This window comes from Uliginosibacterium silvisoli (assembly GCF_036017035.1).
GTDB classification, from domain to species: Bacteria; Pseudomonadota; Gammaproteobacteria; order Burkholderiales; family Rhodocyclaceae; genus Viridibacterium; species Viridibacterium silvisoli.
The window spans coordinates 174,975-196,673 of the sequence record NZ_JAYXHS010000003.1 but is presented as its reverse complement, the minus strand read 5'-3'; the positions used below and the strand labels follow the sequence as shown (position 1 = coordinate 196,673).

Annotated in this window: 21 protein-coding genes and 1 pseudogene; 16 read left to right on the top strand and 6 right to left on the bottom strand. The window is 60.2% G+C overall.

Annotated features, from left to right (window positions below; genetic code table 11):
- Window positions 1-7 precede the first annotated feature (7 nt).
- The 12 genes from VVD49_RS15670 (at window position 8) to VVD49_RS15615 (ending at window position 12,155) form a co-directional block, all read left to right on the top strand.
- Entirely contained in the window at window positions 8-196 is a 189-nt protein-coding gene (locus VVD49_RS15670; RefSeq protein WP_327600145.1) for a hypothetical protein, read from the top strand.
- Between the two features lie 76 nt (window positions 197-272).
- A complete protein-coding gene (locus tag VVD49_RS15665; RefSeq protein ID WP_327600144.1) occupies window positions 273-1,580 on the top strand; it encodes a phage major capsid protein in 1,308 nt (435 codons plus the stop codon).
- A gap of 3 nt (window positions 1,581-1,583) precedes the next feature.
- Window positions 1,584-2,765: a phage portal protein gene (locus VVD49_RS15660; RefSeq protein WP_327600143.1), complete on the top strand. Its 1,182-nt coding sequence runs from the start codon at window positions 1,584-1,586 to the stop codon at window positions 2,763-2,765.
- Complete coding sequence (locus VVD49_RS15655; protein WP_327600142.1) at window positions 2,762-2,995, top strand: hypothetical protein; 234 nt, start codon at window positions 2,762-2,764, stop codon at window positions 2,993-2,995. The genes VVD49_RS15660 and VVD49_RS15655 overlap by 4 nt, the downstream gene beginning before the upstream one ends.
- An 810-nt stretch (window positions 2,996-3,805) precedes the next feature.
- The gene (locus VVD49_RS15650) at window positions 3,806-4,240 is read left to right on the top strand and encodes a hypothetical protein (RefSeq protein ID WP_327600141.1); all 435 of its coding nucleotides are present in this window, start codon (window positions 3,806-3,808) and stop codon (window positions 4,238-4,240) included.
- A gap of 99 nt (window positions 4,241-4,339) precedes the next feature.
- Window positions 4,340-5,104 (top strand): Abi-alpha family protein, encoded by a 765-nt coding sequence (locus VVD49_RS15645; RefSeq protein WP_327600140.1) that lies wholly within the window; start codon window positions 4,340-4,342, stop codon window positions 5,102-5,104.
- An 84-nt stretch (window positions 5,105-5,188) separates the two neighbouring features.
- A complete protein-coding gene (locus tag VVD49_RS15640; protein ID WP_327600139.1) occupies window positions 5,189-6,013 on the top strand; it encodes a putative phage abortive infection protein in 825 nt (274 codons plus the stop codon).
- 671 nt (window positions 6,014-6,684) lie between these two features.
- Window positions 6,685-7,017, top strand: a complete 333-nt coding sequence (locus VVD49_RS15635) for a cupin domain-containing protein (RefSeq protein ID WP_327600138.1) — start codon at window positions 6,685-6,687, stop codon at window positions 7,015-7,017.
- A 206-nt stretch (window positions 7,018-7,223) separates the two neighbouring features.
- Window positions 7,224-8,858 carry a pectate lyase gene (locus VVD49_RS15630; RefSeq protein ID WP_327600137.1) on the top strand — a complete coding sequence of 545 codons (1,635 nt, stop codon included), beginning with the start codon at window positions 7,224-7,226 and terminating at the stop codon, window positions 8,856-8,858.
- Between the two features lie 5 nt (window positions 8,859-8,863).
- The gene (locus tag VVD49_RS15625; protein WP_327600136.1) at window positions 8,864-9,238 is read left to right on the top strand and encodes a translation initiation factor Sui1; all 375 of its coding nucleotides are present in this window, start codon (window positions 8,864-8,866) and stop codon (window positions 9,236-9,238) included.
- 274 nt (window positions 9,239-9,512) lie between these two features.
- Window positions 9,513-10,976 (top strand): reverse transcriptase family protein, encoded by a 1,464-nt coding sequence (locus tag VVD49_RS15620; protein WP_327600135.1) that lies wholly within the window; start codon window positions 9,513-9,515, stop codon window positions 10,974-10,976.
- Window positions 10,977-11,039: 63 nt separating this feature from the next.
- On the top strand, window positions 11,040-12,155 hold the full coding sequence (locus VVD49_RS15615; protein ID WP_327600134.1) for an NADH:flavin oxidoreductase/NADH oxidase: 1,116 nt from the start codon (window positions 11,040-11,042) through the stop codon (window positions 12,153-12,155).
- Window positions 12,156-12,164: 9 nt separating this feature from the next.
- Here the strand turns inward: VVD49_RS15615 and ygiD are convergent, their stop codons facing one another.
- Both ygiD and VVD49_RS15605 read right to left on the bottom strand, forming a co-directional pair.
- On the bottom strand, window positions 12,165-13,070 hold the full coding sequence (gene ygiD / locus VVD49_RS15610) for a 4,5-DOPA-extradiol-dioxygenase (protein WP_327600133.1): 906 nt from the start codon (window positions 13,068-13,070) through the stop codon (window positions 12,165-12,167).
- A 72-nt stretch (window positions 13,071-13,142) separates the two neighbouring features.
- Window positions 13,143-13,481: a zinc ribbon domain-containing protein YjdM gene (locus VVD49_RS15605; RefSeq protein WP_327600132.1), complete on the bottom strand. Its 339-nt coding sequence runs from the start codon at window positions 13,479-13,481 to the stop codon at window positions 13,143-13,145.
- A gap of 324 nt (window positions 13,482-13,805) precedes the next feature.
- Here VVD49_RS15605 and VVD49_RS15600 point away from each other — a divergent pair, with 324 nt between their 5' ends.
- Together VVD49_RS15600 and VVD49_RS15595 are read left to right on the top strand one after the other, a co-directional pair.
- Complete coding sequence (locus VVD49_RS15600) at window positions 13,806-16,397, top strand: sodium-translocating pyrophosphatase (protein WP_327600131.1); 2,592 nt, start codon at window positions 13,806-13,808, stop codon at window positions 16,395-16,397.
- A 549-nt stretch (window positions 16,398-16,946) separates the two neighbouring features.
- Window positions 16,947-17,300: a nuclear transport factor 2 family protein gene (locus tag VVD49_RS15595; protein ID WP_327600130.1), complete on the top strand. Its 354-nt coding sequence runs from the start codon at window positions 16,947-16,949 to the stop codon at window positions 17,298-17,300.
- A 102-nt stretch (window positions 17,301-17,402) separates the two neighbouring features.
- Here the strand turns inward: VVD49_RS15595 and VVD49_RS21815 are convergent, their stop codons facing one another.
- Entirely contained in the window at window positions 17,403-17,624 is a 222-nt protein-coding gene (locus VVD49_RS21815; RefSeq protein WP_416384908.1) for a class I SAM-dependent methyltransferase, read from the bottom strand.
- A gap of 61 nt (window positions 17,625-17,685) precedes the next feature.
- Window positions 17,686-18,648, bottom strand: a pseudogene (locus tag VVD49_RS21810) (class I SAM-dependent methyltransferase); the annotation flags it as partial.
- Between the two features lie 162 nt (window positions 18,649-18,810).
- Here VVD49_RS21810 and VVD49_RS15585 point away from each other — a divergent pair.
- A complete protein-coding gene (locus tag VVD49_RS15585; RefSeq protein ID WP_327600128.1) occupies window positions 18,811-19,227 on the top strand; it encodes a VOC family protein in 417 nt (138 codons plus the stop codon).
- A gap of 122 nt (window positions 19,228-19,349) precedes the next feature.
- On the opposite strand, the gene VVD49_RS15580 is transcribed toward VVD49_RS15585, so the two are convergent.
- A complete protein-coding gene (locus tag VVD49_RS15580; protein ID WP_327600127.1) occupies window positions 19,350-19,826 on the bottom strand; it encodes an FKBP-type peptidyl-prolyl cis-trans isomerase in 477 nt (158 codons plus the stop codon).
- 148 nt (window positions 19,827-19,974) lie between these two features.
- On the opposite strand from VVD49_RS15580, the gene VVD49_RS15575 reads away from it, so the two are divergent.
- Window positions 19,975-21,222 carry a voltage-gated chloride channel family protein gene (locus tag VVD49_RS15575; RefSeq protein ID WP_327600126.1) on the top strand — a complete coding sequence of 416 codons (1,248 nt, stop codon included), beginning with the start codon at window positions 19,975-19,977 and terminating at the stop codon, window positions 21,220-21,222.
- Here the strand turns inward: VVD49_RS15575 and VVD49_RS15570 are convergent, their stop codons facing one another.
- Window positions 21,223-21,663: a GNAT family N-acetyltransferase gene (locus VVD49_RS15570; protein ID WP_327600125.1), complete on the bottom strand. Its 441-nt coding sequence runs from the start codon at window positions 21,661-21,663 to the stop codon at window positions 21,223-21,225.
- Window positions 21,664-21,699 lie beyond the last annotated feature (36 nt).

Below are 21,699 nucleotides of genomic sequence, written 5' to 3'. Positions count from 1 at the left end.
GGAGGTCATGACCCGCGAAGAAGTTGCCCGGGAACTGGGGCTGACTGTCAATCAGGTGGATTACGCCGAGCGCTGTGCCACTGCCAAGGCGTTGCGTATCCTCGAACGCCGGGGCTTCACCGGCAAAGAACCGCTGCTTGGCAGTTTGTTGCGCTCGCTAATGTCCGAACAGATTGGTGAAGCGGAAATCGTGTAGCACTAGAAATATATTTTCCGACTTCCTGAAAACCGGGCTTATGGTCGTCCATGTCATCGACATAGGACAGCCCATCATGCCCGACCCGAACACCCCCGACATTGCTTCGCTCGAACAGCGTGCGCTGACCGTCGAGCTGGAAGCTGACGTCCACACGCTTGAAAGCGCAATCGAAGCTCTGGACGCCCATCCCGACGATGCCCAGATGATTGCCGATATCGAAGGCCTGACTGTCAGGCTTGAAGCCAAGACGGCCCGCTTGCAAGCGGTCAAGGCAATCGCCACCCACGCCGAACACACAGGAGCACCCGCCATGACTGGTCCCGTCATCATCACGCGCCAGCAGGCGCCGTTTTCCGTCAGCAAACTTTTACTGGGGCTGGTCGACCCGACCTTCAACGATTGGGGCTATGAACGCGAAATCTCGCAAGAGACCGCGCGCAAGTCTGGCCGCGACACATCAAAGCCGCATGTCCCATGGGGCGCGCTGGCGCCGATCCGCAAGGCACAAGATTCCATTACGCCGCCATCGGGTACGCCCCCTGTCGACGTCGGTCAGTCACTGGCCCGCCCGGCAAACGATGAAAGCCTGTTCAGCTTCACTGCCGCCGCAAGCTGGCTTCCGGCTATCGCGCCCTTGCTGGGCATCAATGTCCACCAAGCCGCTGCGGGTGCCTTCTTCGCGCCTCGCATGGTCGGCAACGTGCAATTGGGCTGGGTGCCCCGTGACACTGCAGTGAACAACACGACGGCCACGTTTGACAGCCTGCCCGCCGATCCACACACCACGGGTGCCGTTGCAGAAATCCGCCGGTCTGCGCTGATCGATTGCAGTCCATTGATGGACGCACTGATTACCGGGCAATTGCGGTTTGCTGCCGCTGCGGCGATGGACGATGCGGTTATCGGTCATCTGGTAGCGCTGGCAAATGCCCCTGAAGGCCTGCTGACCGTCGCAACGAATGGTGGCGCCTTTGCCACCTTCGCCGAGCTGCAAGCAGCATTACGTGTGGTCGAGATTGCCAACGGCACCACGTCCAAGGTTGCCATCGGCCCGGCTGTGCGCGATTGGCTTGGCGTCACGAGTGCAGGTGACGCGCTGCTGGGTGTCAATGCCATGTCGGCCATGGCGGCTCCGCCTGCAGTCTCTGTGAAGCTGGACAAGGCTGAGCCGAACAAATCCTTTGTGCTGGCGGGTGACTTCACGTCATGCCACCAAGTGGTCTTTGGTGCGGGCATCGAGGTTGCAACGAATCCGTACGCGTCGGGGATGTACGAAAAGGGCGCTGTCCTGCTGCGCGTGATGCTCGATTGCGAATTCCTGGCAACCGATCCGGCGCGCGTGATCTTCGCCTATCTGGACACCACGCCTGTCGGCCCGTAAGCCATGCAGATTGTCGCCTCCCTGTCTCGCTGGCTGGGCTGGCCCCGGCGTGAGTTGCCCGCCCGTTACTCGGACGGCTGGCAGGCGGGTACGTCACTGGACGATGCAAAAGGCCCCGGCCCCGTGGAAGGGTTCGCAGCGCTGCGCCGTGGCGTCGAGATTCTGACCGGGCAACTGACGTCGACGCCCCTGCTGGTCTATGGCACTGATGGCAAGGAAGCCCCCAGCAGTGGCGCAGCACGTTGCCTGCGTGCAATTGACCCGGCCCACCTTGAAGCAGGCGTCAGCGATTGCTTGTGGACCGGCAATGGCTGGCTGCACATCGTTCGCAATGCTGCTGGCGTGGCGTCAGTGCTGGAACACGTGCAGGCCTTCCGCATGTCCGCTGCTATCGAACAGGAAGGCGTGGTCTATCGCTGCGATGGTCAGCCCATTGACCCGCAGGACTACCTGCACCTCATGTGCCGTAACGCGTATAGCGCCTATGTGGGGGATGGCTTGACGGAGAGCTACGGCACGTCGGTCGGCGCACTGATGGCGACAGTATCGATCTACCGCCAATTGCAAACGAACGGCAGTCACGCGGAAGCCTTCCTGTCGACCGATGAAAAGCTGACGGTCGACCAGATGAAGCAATTGCGCGCGGCCTACATGGAACAGACCAGCAATCGGGGTGCAGCCGGTGGCGCGGTGATTCTCTCGTTTGGCCTGAAGCCGGAAACGCTGCGCCGTCTGCCGTCCGCACTGGACGCCGATATCGTCAAGACTCTGGACTTCAGCGTGGCTGAAGCAAGCCGCATGACGGGTGTTCCTCTAATGCTGCTAAGCGTCAAGGATGCAAGCGCCTATGCCAGTGCGACTGAATCACACCGCGCGTTTTACAGGACAACGATTCGCCCGCTGATGCATCGCGTCGAGCAGGAGCTATCACGCAAGCTGGGGCAGACGATCAAGTATGACGTGGGCGAAGTGGCGTTAGGCTCAGGCGTCGAGCGTGCCGACGTTCTGTCAAAGCTGTTGTATGCGGGAATCATCAATACAGACGAGGCACGCGCGGCTGTGGGCTACGGTCCTGTCGATGGTGGCACCGTTATCGGCAAGCCTGCCAACAGCCTGCCGCTGCCCGCATGGCTCGCTACGCAGGCCACGGCACAGCAACCCGCACCGCAGGAGCCACAGCCATGAGCCGTCCAGCCGTTGTGCGCAAATACTTCACCGACTTCCGCAAGCAGTTGGAAGCAATCCCGGAACTGCTGCCCTTTGTGGACGCGGTGGTGGCCTTCCACGCAATTCAGTTGCTGTGCCTGAGTGTCGACGAGGCAGCGGACTACATGAGCGCCACCGAACCTGTGCCCGTGTCAGGGCACAACGCGGAGAAAACAGACACTTCCGCAACCTTTGTGAAGCCAGACTAACCCAACCGTCCAAGAAAATGCGGTACGCGCCCACGTGTGACAATATGCTCTTGTCAACAATAATTCGCCGAGCCGGAATTTCTATCCGTACTACTATCTGAAGTTGATCTGACGCGCTAAGGAGATGCAAATGGGATGGGATTACGATACTGAATGTAAGAATTGTGGGGCCAAGGTGAGAGTCTCAGAGCGTGGCATGGGAGTTCCGGGCGGCAAAGAGAAAGAGCAAGCCTATTGTCCAAAATGTGGAGAGTTGGTTGCAGAACACATGACCGACGGATTCATAGATGCCCATTTAATCGCGGACCCATCAGAAGGAAAGTCCGGTCAATAGATACTTCATGCTCACCCATATCCGTATCAATGACAGGGCTCTGACTGCCTTGCTTGTCTCGCCCGTTTGATCGTGTCAGATCGTCGACGGGTGCGTCTGGACCGCTGGCCGAGAGGCTGGCGGTCTACCCCATAGGGGGTCGAAATGTTTTTCCAAATCGCTAAACACCGGCCGCCTACCTTTTCCTTTAGCGCGGGTCGGCTTTTTTTCCGCCTCCGCCCCTTGGGCAACCGCTGACCGTTACAGCGCTGTTCAGCATTGACGCGGTGATGAGCTACACAATGGCTGCATCCTGATCCCATGCCCTTAGCAGTGGCGACATCGCCCGAACAAATGACGTGTCAAGAGTTTTTGGCACGGTTTTCGCGGATGATTTGACTTGCCATATGCCCATGGCTTGATCAAGATCTCCGTCAGATGCGAACTAACGGGTCCGATATTTCTACTTTGAACACATCACCCCAAGGAGGGAAGGCATGCTCGTATGGAATCAGCTCTGTGCAAAAATTGAAAGCGCTGACACTCGTCACCACCAGCTAGCGGCGCAATTTGAAAAGTTTGCGAATTGCATTGCTCAACAGACAGCTTCAAAGGGCTTTCACTTCAAAGGTATTGCTTCATCGCTTTATCTTGAGCGAGGTTTTTTTACCACGACATTCGCATCACGAACGCTTCACTTTGTGTTCACGTCAGTTCAGAAAGTAGGCGGTGGGCTTGAAGGGAATGTGAAGTGCTACCTCAAAAGGGAGGTGCCTGAAACGGTCTACTTACCAATTGGGGAATTCGACTTCACGGGCAACGGCAGGACAAATCTAGTCAATCCCGAAGATGATGACCATGTGATCATGAATGACGATATTCCTGCGTTATATCTTGTTCTTCATTTCATTCACGAGAGTCTCTCTCAGTGAGGGGCCTAGAATCACGTTCAGGGGCTAAGGCGCCAATGTTTTGTATACGCGTATGTCATTCCCGAACCCGTGGTAACCGCTTTTTCAACTGAGAGTCCAATGCCTAACCCACTCGATTTGCTGAATCTCATTTCGCCCGATCTTGTCCGAGAAATCTATACCGACGGCGCAAAGAACACTCTTCAAGAAGCGAGCAAAATAGGTGTTGATGCAGTCAAGACAATCCGATTGGCGTTGTTTCCACTCCAATTTACTGCGGCATTTCAAGATCGTTTGGCGGCCTATATTGACAGAGCGATTCGCCAAGTCCCAGAAGAGAATAGAGTGGCCCCGCGAGAATCGCTGGTCCTTCCAATAGCTGAAAGGCTGAGGTTTCAGGAGGAAGACAGCGCGATTTCAAATCTGTACGTAAATTTGCTATCTCGCGGAATGGATCGGGAACGGCTTGGCGAAGCTCATCCAGCCTTTGTCAATATCGTCACTCAGTTGGCCCCAGATGAGGTTCTGCTGCTCGAACAGCTCAGCTCATTTGAGTATCTGATCTACTTCAGATTTCGCAACGAGCGGATTGCCGTTCTCAAGGCAGAGAGTGATTCCTTTGTCGGATTAATGCCGGTGGCCGACAGCACGAAAAAATTTCTCGTGGACAGATCAGTTGTTCCTGAAGCGCTTGCTCAGCCCACGTTATTTCTGACCTTTCTCGAACACTTGGTTTCCCTTGGTCTCGTTGAGTATGACAACGAGCCGCGCCGCGTTGGTGAACTTCAGTTTGTCCGATTGGCCTACCCAGAAGCGGCATATTTCTGCATCAAACTAAGCCAGTTTGGGAAACTGTTCCACAAGGCCTGCGTACAAGCCAACTAGCTCGGTAGCGCAGCCAAAACGCCAGCCCGCGTATGAAATCAGAGGCTTTTCACGAAGCCCAATAACAAGAAGAAGGAGGGGAAGATGGGCAGATGGAAATCAGTTAGCGCGCTAGTTAAGCTCTGGGTTGGCGTGGCCGTGGTCTGGGGCCTGTCAGGGTGCTTTACTTTCTACAGCATGAGCACTACCGAGCGTGGGACCTTCGGCGATATGTTTGGCGCCGTGAATGCGCTGTTCTCCGGGCTGGCGTTCGGCACTCTCATCTACACGGCATGGATGCAAAGTCAGGAGCTTTCACTTCAGAGGGAGGAACTTGAAGCTACTCGCGAAGAGCTGAAGGGGCAGCGCGAACAGATGGAGCTGCAAGCCAAAACACTCGCACTTCAGCAATTTGAAAGCACGTTCTTTTCGTTACTTCGAATGCAGGGCGAAATTGTTGGTGCGATGAAAATCTGGAGTAACGGAGAGAAAATAGAAGGCCGAGAATGCTTCGAAGAATATTATTCGCAGCTGCGTTCTCAATATGCAGTTTATCCACAGAATCCGGACGATCGTGAATCGGACCTTCTATCAAGAGTCCGTTCAGCATACAAAGATTTTTTTCTCTATCGTCAGTCTTTACTTGGCCACTACTTCCGCCACCTCTATCACATCATCAAGTTCGTAAAGACGGCGCCAGTTGAGAACAAGCGCCAGTACACCAGTCTGGTTCGAGCGCAGCTATCCAGTTATGAGCACATCCTGTTGTTCTATAACTGCCTAGGCGAAGATGGTTACGAGAAGTTCAAGCCGCTGGTTGAAGAGTTTGCACTGCTAGAAAACATGCCGATTGATCTACTGTTCAATCGGCAATCGCACCCACCTCTATATGCGGCGCAGGCATACGGACAGTCGCCGCCAGCTTTGTGATGCAAAACGTGAGGCAAAATCGTCCCGCCGAATAGTAGGGTGAGTACTGGTGCGGGTTCTCGGTCAGGACTTGACAGAGCAGTGCTCAGACTTCGTTCTTAAAGAGAGGCCCCTGAGCTGCAGTAGGCACGCAGGAGACAGCCGAAGGGCCAAAATAGTGCGCGGACGGGCTTGCATGGCGCCGATCTGCCATTGGTGAGACCGATGGAATCTTGTAAGATCAAGGCTCACCCGACGTCGCAAAGATGCTCGGAAGGATTCAAAATCCGCCGCCGAAAGGTGTAAGGGTTCGAGTCCCTTCCCCGGCACCAGCAGTACTTCTTCAGTTCAATCCCTGTTCGTTTCTTCCACGCCGACAGCGTTCGCGTAGTGCTTTGGCACGCCTGTCGTTCGGTCATTTCATGGCGAACGGGGAGGCGGAATTTACCATTTTTGCCCGCCCAAGCCCACCTCCATGGGCTATCGGAAAGGGGCCGATACTACGTGCTTCCGGTGCAATTGGCCTGTGCATGGCGGTTGTGGTGCCATGCGCGCTCATCCATCCCGCCTGTAAAGCCTTGTTTCGCCTTTTGCTCCGGGCATTTCCTCTGCGTTTTGCATGGCACTATCATGGGAGTGCGGCGCCACGGGCGCTCCTGCGTTGCAGGATTCGAGCGAAAGGAAGTTTCATCATGGCCAACACGCTGACAAAACCCGAGTGGGAAGACCTGGGCGGTGGTATCAAGCGGCGCATTACTGCGGACGGCGAGAAGCTGATGCAGGTGGAGGTGCACTTCCAGCCCGGCGCCGAGGGCTACGAGCACAGCCACCCTCATGAGCAGACTTCGTACGTCGTGACCGGTGGCGGCACTTACAAGATCCTCGATGTGGCTTACGAGATCCGCAAGGGCGACATGATCCTGGTGCCCGGCGGTTTGCGTCATGGCTTCCTCGCCATGCAGGGCGAAGAGACGCTGTTGCTGGACACCTTCAGCCCGCCGCGCGAAGACTTCCGCAAGACCTGATGCCCGCGTAGCAGGACGTGGCTTCCTGCAGTCCTGACTCTTCTTGATGGCTGCCGTGTGCGGCCGGATGCCTGGCGGACAAGAACCGCCTCGCAATGTGATTGGCGCGATCACTGTCAGGCGTGGTCAGACCAATTTGCGCCTGCCAGCACTGCGCATCACAATCCGCCGCGGTACCAATCGGGTGCCGTCGCCGGAGTTGTCGCATGCATCGATATGCCCGCATTGTTCTCGCAGCGATCCTGGCTGCGTGCTGTGCATCAAGTCTGCTGGGCCCCGCGGTGGCGCAAGCAGCCGAGGCGTCGCCAGCGCGTACCGCCGTCCTCGAGACCATGCAGCGCGCGACACGCTTCATGCTCGACAAGGTCGCCTACAAGGGCGGCTACGTCTGGTCTTATCTGCCCGACATGTCGCGTCGCTGGGGCGAGATGGAGGCGTATCCGACGATGATCTGGATCCAGCCACCGGGCACGGGCACGATGGGTCATCTCTACCTCGATGCGTATCATGCGACAGGCGATGAGCGTTACTACAAGGCGGCCGAGCAGGTGGCCGATGCGCTGATCCGCGCGCAACTGCCGAGTGGGGGCTGGGGCTATATGGCCGACTTTGCGGGCGAGGTATCGATCCGTCGCTGGTACGACACCATCGGCAAGAACGGCTGGCGGCTCGAAGAATTCCTGCACTACTACGGCAACTCCACCTTCGACGATGAAGGTACCTCGGAGGCCTCGCAATTCCTGTTTCGCATGTATCTCGAAAAGAAGGACGCCAAGTACAAGGCGCCGCTCGACCGTGCGATCAAGCTCGTGCTCGATTCGCAGTACGCCAACGGCGGTTGGCCGCAACGCTACCCGGCGCCAGCGCAGCCTTTTGCGTACAAGGGCAAGCCGGACTACACCGGCTACATCACGCTCAACGACAGCGTGGCGGACGAGAACATCAAGTTCCTCATCATGGTGTATCAGACGCTGGGTGATAAGCGGGCGTATGACGCGATCATCCGCGGCATGAACATCTTCCTCGTGCTGCAACAACCCAAGCCGCAAGCAGGCTGGGCCATGCAGTACACGCCTGATGCTTTGAAGCCTCTTGGCGCGCGCAGCTACGAACCGGATGCGCTGACCACGCACACCACCGCGCAGGTCATCGACAAGCTCATGGATTTCTACATGCTCACTGGCGATGCGAAATTCCTTGCGTGCATTCCGGAAGCGCTCGACTGGCTCGATTCGGTGAAACTGCCGCCCGAGCAGCAACGCCCGACACGCACGCATCCCACTTTCATCGAGCTCGGAACAAATCGACCGATGTTCGTGCACCGGCGTGGCTCGAACGTGGTGAACGGCGAGTACTACGCCGACTACAACCCGGACAAGACCATCGTGCACTACGGTGCTTTTCGCAAGCTTGACGTCGCGAAACTGCGCGAGCGTTACGCGCAACTCAAGGCGACGCCACCCGCTGAGGCGAGCAAGGATTCGCCACTGCTCGCCAAGGGCATCGAGCTGCCACGCTACTTCTCGCTCGCTGACTTGAATGTCTCCGACCTCACTGCGGGCCACATGGGCGTGGGCGACGTCACGCCGGAGCGTGTCGCCAAGCTGATCGAATCGCTCAATGCCGAGGGCTACTGGCCGACGCCGCTCAAAGCCACCAGCAATCCGTACAAGGGCGATGGCTCAGCGACGTCGGCTGCGGGTGACTACTCGACAACGCGCGTCGGCGACGACACCGATACCTCGCCGTACGTGACCACTAATCCGCCGATGGGTATCTCGACGGGTGCCTACATCAAGAACATGGGCGAGCTCATCCGATATCTCGGTCAGCTAAAATAGTCAGCATGAAAAACTCAAAAAGCGGCCTGGCCGGACTCGGCGGTCTCGTCTACTCCACCGAGGTCGGCAGGACTTGCCCGGACTGTCGTCAGCCCATCGCCCAGTGCAGCTGCAAGCAGAACACTGCTGTACCTGCCGGTGACGGCGTCGTGCGCGTGTCGCGCGACAGCAAGGGGCGCGGCGGCAAAACCGTCACTGTGATCAAGGGCGTGCCGCTTGCTGCGGCCGAGCTCGCAGCACTGGGCAAGACACTCAAGGCGGCGTGCGGCACGGGTGGCACCGTCAAGGATGGCGTGATCGAGATACAGGGCGATCACTGCGATCTCGTCGTCGAGAAGCTGAAGAAGCACGGCTGGGTGGTGAAGCGGGCCGGCGGCTGACCCGCGAGCAGGCCGGCTTGACCGCTTCTATGCAAGCGGCTTAGGCTCCACGTCGGCGCGCCTCTTCAGGCAAGTATCGGGCGATTCGTCGTCTGAGCACTCCGGGGTTACCCCGGGGATGAGTTCTACCAGGGCATTCCTTTGCATGAGCGACCGTGCGCCCTTGGCGCACCTCAGCTAATGCGTCACACGACAGGCTGGAGAGCGCGCCATTCTCCCTGTTCTTTCTGTTCCTGCCTTGCCTTCAATCGACCCGACACCGCCCAGATCACGCATGACTTATTACGGGAATGAGGACGAGGATGAGGACGACGACGATCTGTGGGAGCCGCACATCACGCCGCACATGTGTGATGTGGCGCGTGCTCTGGTCCGCGCCTTCCTGCATGGCGAAAGTACGGCTGCCGGTTTGCGCGAGCGAGGCGCGACGGCGCTGGGGCGCAAATGGCCCTGGCTGAAGGCGCTGGTGCGCGCGCTGCTCGAAGCGTTCGGGGCACCCTTGCATGCCGGGCAGCACGACAAGCTCGTGCAGTGGGCACTCGACTTCTCCGACTTCCAGGCTGCCTTCTATCCCGGCCAGCCAGCGCCACAGGTTCGCGTCTGGTTCATCTTTCATCCGGTGATGGCCTCGCCACCGACCGCGCTGATGCATGCGCTCGTGTCTTTTGGGGCGAAAGAGCTACCCCGATTGCATACGCTGGGCGATCTGGCCGCCTGGTTGCAGCTCACGCCGAGCGAGCTCGACTGGTTTGCCGACACGGCAGGCTGGGGCAGCAAAGTCAGTGCGCCGAAGCTGCTGCACTACGATAGCTTCTGGCGCGCCAAGGCGCGCGGTGGCTGGCGTCTGATCGAGGCGCCCAGGAGCCGCCTGCTGGCGATCCAGCGCAGGATTCTTCATGACCTGCTTGATCACATTCCTGTTCATGCTGCTGCGCATGGCTGTGTGCCGGGCCGCTCGGTGATCAGCAACGCGGCCCTGCACGTCGGTGCGCAAACCCTCGTGCGTCTCGATCTTCGCGATTTCTTCACGAGCATCCGTGCTTCGCGCGTGCATGCCCTGTTCCGCAGTCTCGGCTATACCCGCGAGGTGTCGCGCTACCTGACAGGCCTCACCACGCATTGCACCTCGCCGGCAGTCTTGCGTGGCATGTCCGTCGACGAATATGCCTCCGTCGAAAGCGTGCGAAAGGCGAGACTCGAGGCGCGCAAGTACCTGCAGCGGCATCTGCCACAAGGCGCGCCGACTTCGCCGGCACTCGCCAATCTCTGCGCTTACCGGCTCGACCTGCGACTGGCGGGCGCGGCCGAGGAATGCGGCGCGCGCTACTCGCGCTATGTCGACGACCTGGTCGTCTCGTGCCCGACGCCCTCGCGTGCGCATGCCGCGCGCATCGCGCTGATGGCGCAGACGATCATCCTCGAAGAGGGCTTCGTGCCGAATCCGCGCAAGACGCAGATCGCGTCGCGTGCGCAGGCGCAGCGCGTAACCGGGCTGGTGGTGAATGACAGGCTGAACGTGCCGCGCAAGGAGTTCGATCTGCTCAAGGCAACGCTCACCAACTGCTTGAGGCATGGTCCTGCCACGCAGAATCGCGAATCGCACGCCGACTTCCGGGCGCACCTGCTGGGGCGCGTGGCGCACGTCGTGCAGGTCAATCCGTTGCGCGGCCAGCGCTTGCGCGCGCTGTTCGAGCGTATTGAATGGAACAGTAGTCCGGCTGCTGATGCCGGAATATAGTGGCGTGCTGCCGCACGCCTTCCCCGTTTTTCCCGTTTGACGTCCGACCCACCGGAGCCGTTGATGACCCATCTCTTTTCGCCCATGACGCTGCGCGGCGTCACGTTTGCCAATCGCATTGCCGTCTCGCCGATGTGCATGTACTCATCGCAGGACGGGCTGATGACGGGCTGGCACAGGATTCACCTTGGCGCACGTGCCGTGGGGGGCGCGGGGCTGGTGATGACCGAGGCCTGCGCGGTGTCGCCGGAGGGGCGCATCAGTCCGCAGGACGCCGGCATATGGAATGACGAGCAGGTGCAGGCCATGCTGCCCATCACGCACTTCATTCACGAACAGGGTTCGGTTGCCGGGATCCAGCTGGCGCACGCCGGCCGCAAGGCGAGCACTTTTGCGCCGGGCGCGGGGCAGGGCGCGGTGCCGGTTGCTGAGGGGGGCTGGCAGGTGGTGGCGCCGTCGCCCGTGTCATTCAGCGAGACCTATCCGCAGCCCGTGGCGCTCGACCATGTCGGCATCCGCAAGGTGATCAGCGACTTCGTGGCGGCGACGGATCGCGCGCTGGTCGCCGGCTTCGATGTAGTGGAGGTACACGCGGCGCACGGCTATCTGCTGCACCAGTTCCTGTCGCCGATCTCGAACCAGCGTACTGACGAGTACGGCGGCAGCTTTGCGAATCGCGTGCGCCTGGTGCGTGAAGTGGTGCGTGCCGTGCGCGAGGTGTGGCCGGCGAACCTGCCGCTGTTCGTGCGCCTCTCCGCGACTGATTGGGCGGAGGGAGAACGGCGTAGCTGGGATATCGACGAGACCGTCGAACTGGCGCGCTTGTTGAAGGCCGACGGCGCCGATCTCATCGATACCTCCAGTGGCGGCATGCTGGCCCGTCCCAACATCCCGCTCGCGCCCGGCTATCAAGTGCCCTTCGCGCAACGTATCCGCCACGAAGCGGGCGTGGCGACAGGTGCCGTGGGCCTCATTACCGACGCTGCGCAGGCCGACGAAATCATCCGCAGCGGCCAGGCAGATCTCGTCTTGCTGGCGCGCGAACTGTTGCGTGATCCGTACTGGCCGCTGCATGCCGCGCGCGAGCTGGAGCAGACCGTCAGCTGGCCACTGCAGTACCTGCGTGCAGCGCCGGAAGGTTCGACGCGGCGCGAGGCGCAGCAGGGGCCGGCGAGCTGAGGGCGGCCCTCAACCGAACTGGAAGCAGCGCATGCTCAGTGTGCCGCTCTGGAAGCCCGCGAAGATGGTTTTCGCGGATTCGCCTGCCGTGGCTGCACCCAGCGCGTAGAGCATCGGGTAGTAGTGATCGGGTGTTGCGACGGCGGTAGCAGCGCCTTCCATGCGCGCATAGTCGATCAGGCGTTTGTCATCACGCTGGTCGAGGGCCCTGGCGAAGGCATCGTCGAATCCCTGTGCCCAGGCTTGTCCTGCCCGTTCGCTGTCGGGCGCGCCGCGCATCGTGGCACGCAGGTTGTGGACCACGTTGCCGCTGCCGATGATCATCACACCACGGTCGCGCAAGGCGGCCAGCTCACGGCCGATGGCGTAGTGGTAGGCCGCGGGCTTGTCGTAGTCGATGGACAGCTGGAATACCGGTATGTCTGCGGCCGGGTAGATGTGATGCAGCACCGTCCAAGTGCCGTGATCCAGGCCCCATTCTGTCGTGGGCAAGACGCGTGTGCTCTTCACGCTTGCAATGGCCTCACGCGCAAACGCCGGCGAACCGGGTGCGGGGTACTGCATGGCGTGCAGCATCGGCGGAAAGCCACCGAAGTCGTGAATGGTCTCAGGCCGTTCCTGCACGCCGACTGCGGTGGCTCCCGGCGTCAGCCAGTGAGCTGATACCACGAGCATTGCTTTGGGGCGTGGCAGGCTGGGCCCCCAGGCTTGCAGGCTGCGGGTAAAGCTGTTGTCGCGCAGCGCGTTCATGGGGCCGCCGTGGCCGATGAACAGCACGGGTGCGCGGGCCGCTTTGGCGGATGCCTTGCCTTGTTCCGCTGCGAGCGCGCTGAAGCTGCCCAGCGCACTGAGCGCGCCTGCTGCACTGCCTGCCAGAATGAAACCACGTCTTGTGGCCTGATGCGCCTTGCTCATGCTGTGTCATTCGCTCGATGAAAGAGTGCGTGTGACCCCGCCATCGCAGAAGAGGTTCAGCTCCGTGTGCAACTACGCTTTCTTGAGGAAGCAAGCCTTCAACATGAAGTTGCCAGCGTCCATCCTGCAATCCACTTCGTGATCGCCGCCGACGAGGCGGATGCTCTTCACCTTGGTGCCTTGCTTGAGTGTGATCGATGAGCCTTTCACCTTCAGGTCCTTGATCAGCACGACTGCGTCGCCATCCTGCAATACCGTTCCGTTCACGTCCTTGACCACGGCCTCGCCTTCTTCGGCGGCGGCCGTAGCCACCATTGGCCATTCGTGCCCGCAGTCGGCGCAGACAAAGTTCTCCGCATCGGGATAGGTGTTCTCCATGGAGCAGAGCGGGCAGACTGGAATGGCGGACATGAGGTGAGGCGCTGGTTGCAATAGGGCCGCAATTATAACCGCGGCAGTGATGCGGGCGGCGGGTGCGTGTCGATGTAATGCCATGTGAGTATCCACGCACCGCGCTGGATCAGGATCTGCGTCAAGCTCGGGCGCGGAGCAAGCTTGCGTCAGGTCAACCCGCATTACAGAGCCGCCCACAACAATGGCAAAAGGGCGAGAAGTTTTTCAGATTTCGTAATGCCGCGTCGACGCAAAGGCGTTGTTACAAGCTGCTTGATGCCGGTCATTCCGGATGACTCCTCGCCAGGCGATTTCATGCATGTCAGAGGAGGAGGAACACATATGTCATCCAGCATTTCCGCGCGACCCGGTTCGAGGTGGGGTCACTTTTTTGTCTATCTGGCCTTGCTGCTGGTCATGGGGCTGCTTGCAGTTTCAATTCCGGCACATGCGGCCGATGCCGTACCTGCGCTGGGGGCTCATGCCAGCGAAGCCAATCTTGTTTTGCCGCGTTTCGACGATCTTGCGACCGCCAGTTTCCTGTGGGGGGTGACCGGGGCTCAATTGCTGTCGGTGGGGCTGCTGGTGTGTGTCGGCGGGCTGATCTTCGGCGCGGTGTTCTACGAGCAGATCCGCCGTCTGCCAGCACACCGTTCGATGCTCGAAGTCAGTGAGCTGATCTACGAAGTGTGCAAGACCTACATGCTCACGCAGGGCAAGTTCCTGCTGATCCTCGAAGCCTTCGTGGCGACCATCATCGTGGCCTATTTCGGCTGGGTGCAGCACATGAGCGCCGGCGACGTGGGCATCATCGTCGCGTTCTCGCTGATCGGTATTGCCGGCTCGTTCGGCGTGGCGTGGTTCGGCATCCGCGTCAATACCTTCGCCAATAGCCGCACGGCGTTCGCCTCGCTCGAGGGTAAGGGCTTTCCGGTGTATGCGATTCCGCTCAAGTCGGGCATCTCGATCGGCATGCTGCTGATCTCGACCGAGCTGATCATCATGCTGGCCATCCTGTTGTTCGTGTCGCCTTCGCTGGCCGGCAAGTGTTTCATCGGTTTCGCCATCGGCGAGTCGCTCGGCGCCGCAGCTTTGCGCATTGCCGGCGGCATCTTCACGAAGATCGCCGACATCGGCGCGGACCTGATGAAGATCGTTTTCAGGATCGATGAGGACGACGCCCGCAATCCCGGCGTCATTGCCGACTGTGCCGGTGATAACGCCGGTGATTCGGTCGGCCCGACGGCCGATGGTTTCGAAACCTATGGTGTGACCGGCGTGGCCCTGATCAGCTTCATCATGCTGGCCGTGCCAACCGCAGCCGTGCAGGTGCAATTGCTGGTGTGGATCTTCGTGATGCGCGTGGTGATGATCATCGCCTCCGGCCTGTCCTACTACGTCAATGCCGTACGTGCCCGCGCCAAGTATGAACACAGCAAGGGCTTCGATTTCGAAGCACCGCTGACTTCCCTGGTGTGGATCACGTCTCTGGTCTCGCTGGCTTTCACTTTCGTAGTGTCGTACCTGCTGATCGGCAAGATCGCCATCAACGGCGTGGTGTATGCCGACCTGTGGTGGCAGTTATCCGCCATCATCACCTGTGGCACGCTGGCGGGCGCCATCATTCCCGAAGTGGTGAAGGTCTTCACGTCGACGGGTTCGCGTCATGTGCGTGAAGTGGTCAAGGCTTCGAATGAGGGCGGCGCAAGTCTCAACATCCTGTCGGGCCTTACTGCCGGCAACTTCTCCGCCTTCTGGCTCGGTCTCATCATCGTGGCCTTGATGGGCGGTGCTTACGTGATGTCGCAATTCGATCTCGTAGCCATCATCAACCCGGATCCGGCCAAGGCCGCCATCATGGCTGCCGTCTTCTCGTTTGGTCTCGTTGCCTTCGGTTTTCTCGGCATGGGGCCGGTGACGCTGGCGGTCGATAGCTATGGGCCGGTGACGGACAACGCGCAATCGGTGTATGAGTTGTCGACCATCGAGCAGTTGCCCGACATCGCAGCCGAGGTTGAACGCGACTTCGGCTTCAAGCCGGACTTCGAGCGCGCCAAGGATCTGCTCGAGGAGAACGACGGTGCCGGCAATACCTTCAAGGCGACTGCCAAGCCGGTGCTGATCGGCACAGCGGTGGTGGGGGCGACGACGATGGTGTTCTCCATCATCATGCTGCTCACCAACGGGCTGACGAGCAATCTCGACAAGCTGTCCATGCTGCATCCACCGCTCCTGCTTGGCCTCATCTCGGGTGGCGCGACCATCTTCTGGTTCTCCGGCGCCAGCATGCAGGCGGTGTCCACCGGTGCCTATCGCGCGGTGGAGTTCATCAAGCGCTCCATGAAGCTTGATGGTGTCAGCAAGGCCTCGTCCGAGGACAGCAAGAAGGTCGTCGAGATATGCACCCTGTATGCGCAGAAGGGCACCATCAACATCTTCCTCGCCGTGTTCTTCGGCACGCTGGCTGCAGCCTTCATCAACCCCTTCTTCTTCATCGGCTACCTCGTGTCGATCGCCATCATTGGCCTCTATCAAGCCGTCTTCATGGCCAATGCGGGTGGTGCCTGGGATAACGCCAAGAAGATCGTCGAGACCGAGTTGCGCGCCAAGGGCACGGCCCTGCATGCCGCGGCCGTGGTGGGCGATACGGTGGGGGATCCGTTCAAGGACACCTCGTCGGTGGCGATGAACCCGATCATCAAGTTCACGACGCTGTTCGGCCTGCTGGCCGTGGAGATGGGCGTGGGGCTTGTTGCACAGGGCCAGCAGGGCCTGGCGTGGTCGATGGCTACGCTTTTCCTGGTGCTCAATCTCGTATTCGTGTGGCGCAGTTTCTACGGCATGCGCATCGATGTGGGCGAGCTTGCCGTGGATGAGACAGGCAAGAAAGTTAATAACGCAGTCGAAATCTCCGGCGCACGTCAGGCGGGTTGAGTGCTCCGGAAGGGCCTTTGAGGGTGTCTCCGTAAGCTGGTCCGATGCAGGGCCCTTGTGGCCGGTGAGCTTGCTCGCCGGCCTTTTTCTTTGTGCCCGGACCTTTCGCACCGGGTGTGTCCTGCTGCGCAGTTTTGGTGCGAACACCCATAGCGATTGCGCCAGAATGACGTTGTGCTACGCAACACGGCGGACGCATGAACCCCATGGCAGGAGTCGTTGAGCCTGATCGATTCCGTCTGGCGATTCAAACAAACGTCTGAAGTGCTGCTGCGTGTCTGTGCCCGGCAACTGCTTCATATCCGGTGTCGTTTCGCATTTCCTCTGTGCTGACGGGGTTCGTATGGAACGTGACAGATTCGTTACGCAATGCGTCTGCGGTGAGCGGGCTTGCGTGCTTGCAAGCCTGTCGGTTTGTGATGGGTGCCCAATGGTACGGGTATGCCCTTGATTGCATGGCGTGGGCCCGAGTCTTGCTGTTTGATGCGTACAAAAACGCACTCCGTTGCGTCAAGACACAACCCACGACATTGATCGAGGAACGCACAAATGAATCAGCACGCTTCATCCGTTGACGTTGCACTGGCTTTTACCAAGGCCTGGACCAGCCGCGACATGGCTACTGCGGCGGGGCTCGTCGCTCCTGACGTTGTCTTTGAAGGGCCGAGCAGCGGAGCCAAGCGCTATCTCGAAAAACTCGACAGGCTTGCCGGCTCGATCACCGATCTCGAGATGATCGGTGCTTACGGCAAAGGGGATCGGGCTCTCATCATTTACGACCTGCATACCGGTGAGGAAGGCACGCTCACGTTCGTGAAATGCCTCACGGTGCAGGATGGCAAGATCGTGCGTGACGAACTGACCTCGGAAAGCTTCAAGATCCGCGACCTGCAAAGCGCGTGAAGGTTGCTTGCCCCTGCGGAGACTTTCCGATCATGCGGAAGGCATCTGCGGTCTGTGCCCGCCAGCGCTCGACACAGTGCCTCGGTCTATGTGTCGTACATGCTATGTGTCGTACATGTATTCACGCGTGAGTGGCAGTGCCTGCAGTTGCGACTGATCGGCCTTGACCGCTACGATCTGATGTAGCGCGATCCAGTTCTGACGGAAGCCGTAAGCGCAGCCCGCCAGATACGCGCGCCAGATGCGGTAACGCTTGTCGCCAACCATCTCGCGCAATTGCGCCCCTTTTTCCTCGAAGCGATTCGTCCAGTGATCCAGCGTCATCGCGTAATGCATGCGCAGGTTTTCCCACGTCCGTTGCTTCCAGTCCGCCGGCGGCCATCTCTTTCAGTGCGAGACCGATGTGGGGTAGCTCGCCGTTGGGGAAGACATAGCGGTCGATGAAGCGGCCGCCACCGAGCGGCGTCTCGGCTGAATCCGGATCGCTCGACGTTATGCCGTGGTTCATCACCACGCCGTCATCTGCGAGCAGGTCGTGAATCTTGCGGAAGTAGCTTTGTAGATTCTGCAGGCCGACGTGTTCGAACATGCCTACGCTGGTGATCTTGTCGAAGCGGCCATGCACGTCACGATAGTCCATGAGGAGCACCGTGCAGCGATCTTCGAGGCCGGCTTCGCGTATGCGTTGGGTGGCCAGATCGAACTGTCGTTGCGAGAGCGTGATGCCCGTGCACTGCGCACCATAATGCTTCGCCGCGCGCAGGATCAGTGCGCCCCAGCCGCAGCCTATGTCGAGCAAACGTTCGCCTGGCTGCAGGCGGATTTTCCGCAGGATGTGATCGATCTTCTGTTGCTGGGCTGTCTCCAGCGAGTCGGAGGCATCGCGGAAGTAAGCGCACGAATAAACCATCTCGGCGTCCAGCCACTCGCGGTAGAACGCGTTCGACACGTCGTAGTGATGGCGAATCGACGCCTCATCGACCTTGTGCGTATGGCTCGTCGGGCGGGTGCGCAAGCGGCGCGCAGCGTTCTTGCTGAAGCCATTGACGAGATCGGCGACGACCGTGCAGATGTCGCGGATGTGTCCGTCGATATCCAGCTCGCCTTCGGCGTAGGCCTGGCCCAGCGTGTCGAGATCCGTCCTGGCGAGCTTCATCAGGACCTTCGGCGACTTGATGCGCAGGGTCACCCGGGGTTGAGCCGCCGCATGCGAACACCATCGGTATTGCTTGCCGTTCCAGAGCTCCACCGCCCAGGGCAATCCTTCACTGCACTGCCAGGAGGAAATGAAGCGCTCGATGCGTTTTTCGAGAAAGCTGTCGGGCAGGGCTGCTGCGAGCTGGAACATGAAAAGCCTCCATCTGCGGGTGCTGCGGTATGCCCTGCAAACACTAGCAAACGACGCGCCATTGTCCCAATGGCTTCTTCATGGGGGCGTATCGGGCCGGGTACGGGCGCAGTTATTGCGCCCCCTCTCGTACAACCCGGCACAACCCGGCAGGAGACGAAGATGACTGAAGTGATCCATGCAATCCTGGGCACGAAGCCAGCGGTGGCGACGGTGGCCGTCAGCAACATCGAACGCGCGCGCCAGTTCTATCAGGACGTTCTTGGCCTGGCTCCCGTCAGCGCGAAGGAGTCTGGCGTGCTGTCGCTGGCCAGCGCCGACACCACGCTACTGGTCTATGAATCGCAATTTGCCGGCAGCAATCAGGCTACTGCGGTGACCTGGATTCTCGATGGCAGGGGCGAGGAACGCATCGAGGACGTCGTGCACGCGCTCCGCGACAAGGGCGTGCACTTCGAGCACTACGACTTTCCCGGCGGTACGCGGGAAGGGGATGTGCACATCTTCGGCAAGATCAGGAACGCCTGGTTCAAGGATCCGGACGGCAACATCCTGAGCATTGTCTGCGAGACGCAGTGAGAAAAAGTCTGCCGGCTTTGCCCGCGCGCTGACGGCTCAAAGCAGAACGGGGAAAAGGCCTGCGCCTTTCCCCCGTTTCCTTGCTGTCTGTCAGTTTCGCTCCGTGGGGCGAAGCGGCTCACTCAGTGGTGGTGGCCGTGCTCACCGTGCACATGCTTGTGCGCGATTTCTTCAGCAGAAGCCGCACGCACATCCACTACCTTCAGGCCGAAACGCAGCGCCTGGCCTGCCAGTGGGTGATTGCCATCGAGCATCACCACCGGGCCCTTGATCTTCACCACGTTGTAATGACGCGGCAGGCCATCCGGGCCGGAACGTTCGACGAAGCCGCCAACCTTCACGCCGGGTGGGAACTCGGCCTTCGGCATCGTCGTCACCAGCGTTTCGTCACGCTGGCCGAATGCGTCGTCGGCCGACAGAGCCAGCGTCACTTGATAGCCCGGCTCCTTGCCTTCCAGCGCCTCTTCGATCTTTGGCAGCGTGTTTTCATAGCCGCCGTGCAGGTAGACCGTAGGGTTCTTGCTCTCTTCGATCAGTCGGCCATTGGCGTCGAGCACCTTGAACATCAGCGTGACGGCGGTGTCTTTTTCAATCTTCATGGGTAGGACCTGTAGAAACGTTTTGCGAGGCGGCTATTCTGGCTGATCGTGGCCGCCGTGGCGCCCTGTTCTGGCTCTTTTTTGCGAAAGCGGTTGTTACAATCGTTGCAGGAGATGGAATTTTTTCCGCAATCGCACCCGGACATACGTGAAAACTTCCCTGCGTTCTGAACTGTCCGGCCTCGTGTTCTACATGGGCAAGTGGGTGCTGCTGGCACTGGCCGTCGCGGCGCTCGCCGGCTCGGCGTCGGCTTTTTTCCTGTTCTCGCTGGAGTGGGCGACGGCGACGCGCGGAGCGCATCGCTGGCTCATCCTGCTGTTGCCGCTGGCCGGCTTTGCCGTGGGCTGGCTGTATCTGCGCTTCGGCCGCGAGGTGGAGGCGGGTAACAATCTGCTGATCGACGAGATACACGACCCGAAGAAAGTCGTGCCCCTGCGCATGGTGCCGCTGGTGCTGGGCGGCACCATCGTGTCGCACCTGTTCGGCGCTTCGGTGGGGCGCGAGGGCACGGCCGTGCAGATGGGTGGGGCGCTGGCCGATCAACTCACACACGTGCTGAAACTCAAGCACGAAGACCGCCGCATCATTCTCATGGCAGGCATCAGTGCCGGTTTCGCCTCGGTGTTCGGTACACCGCTGGCCGGTGCCATCTTCGGGCTCGAGGTGCTGGCCATCGGCCGGCTGCGCTATGACGCGATCATGCCTTGCCTGATCGCCGCCATCGCGGCCGACCAGATCGGTCTGTGGTGGGGCGTGCATCACACCCACTACGTCATTGCCTCGGTGCCGGCGCTGAGCGTGTGGGGTATCGCAGGGATGGTGATCGCCGGCGCAGTGTTCGGCCTGACCGGCAGGGGCTTTGCGGCGGCAACGCATGCCCTTGGTGGCTGGATGAAACGGCGCATCATCTACGCGCCGCTGCGGCCCTTGCTGGGCGGTTGCGTGGTCGCGGCGGCTGCGTGGTGGCTGGTGGCGGATCGCTACATCGGCCTCGGCATTCCGGTCATTGTCGAGGCATTCCAGCAACCGCTGGCGCCGTACGATTTTGCCGCGAAGATGGCGTTTACCGTGGCGTCGCTGGGCAGCGGCTTCAAGGGTGGAGAGGTCACGCCCCTGTTCTACATCGGGGCGACTCTGGGCAATGCCCTCGCGCCACTGCTGCACATGCCGTTCTCGCTGCTGGCAGGCGTGGGTTTTGTTGCCGTTTTTGCAGGTGCGGCGAATACGCCGATCGCATCGACACTGATGGCGATGGAGCTGTTTGGTGCCGAGGCGGGCCTCTACGCCGCCATTGCCTGCGTGGTGAGCTATCTCTTCTCGGGCCACAACGGTATCTATCGCGCGCAGCGGACCAGCGCCGGCAAGCATCAGCCCGCGCCGTCGGGGACCGAGTAATCAGGTTCCGTCGTAGCGGATCTGGAAACCCAGCTTGTCGCCGATGAAGCCGCAGGACATGTAGAACAGGTGGTTCTCCTGACGCATGCAGCCGGTACTGAGCATCAGCTTGTAGCAATCGGCCGCGACAGCCGCTTCCTGCGCGTGTTTCATGAGCGCTTTGCCAATGCCCTGGTGGCGCGATGCTGCCGCGACGATGACGTTCTCGATCACGCCGAACGGGCGGCCGCCACGTGACAGATTGGGGCAGATGTACATCGAGTAGGAGCCTACGATCACGCCCTCGTCTTCGGCCACCGCGACATGGCCGAAGGCATTGATGGCGTTGAAGATCTCGCGTGCCCGCTCGGGTGAGGGCGGGATGTCGGGCGGGCGGTCGTATTCGCGATAAAGCTCGATGACGCGCGCGGCTTCATCGATCAGGGCAAGGCGGATGTGCATGAACCGTCTCCACGTTTTCAGACCAGTGTCCGAAGT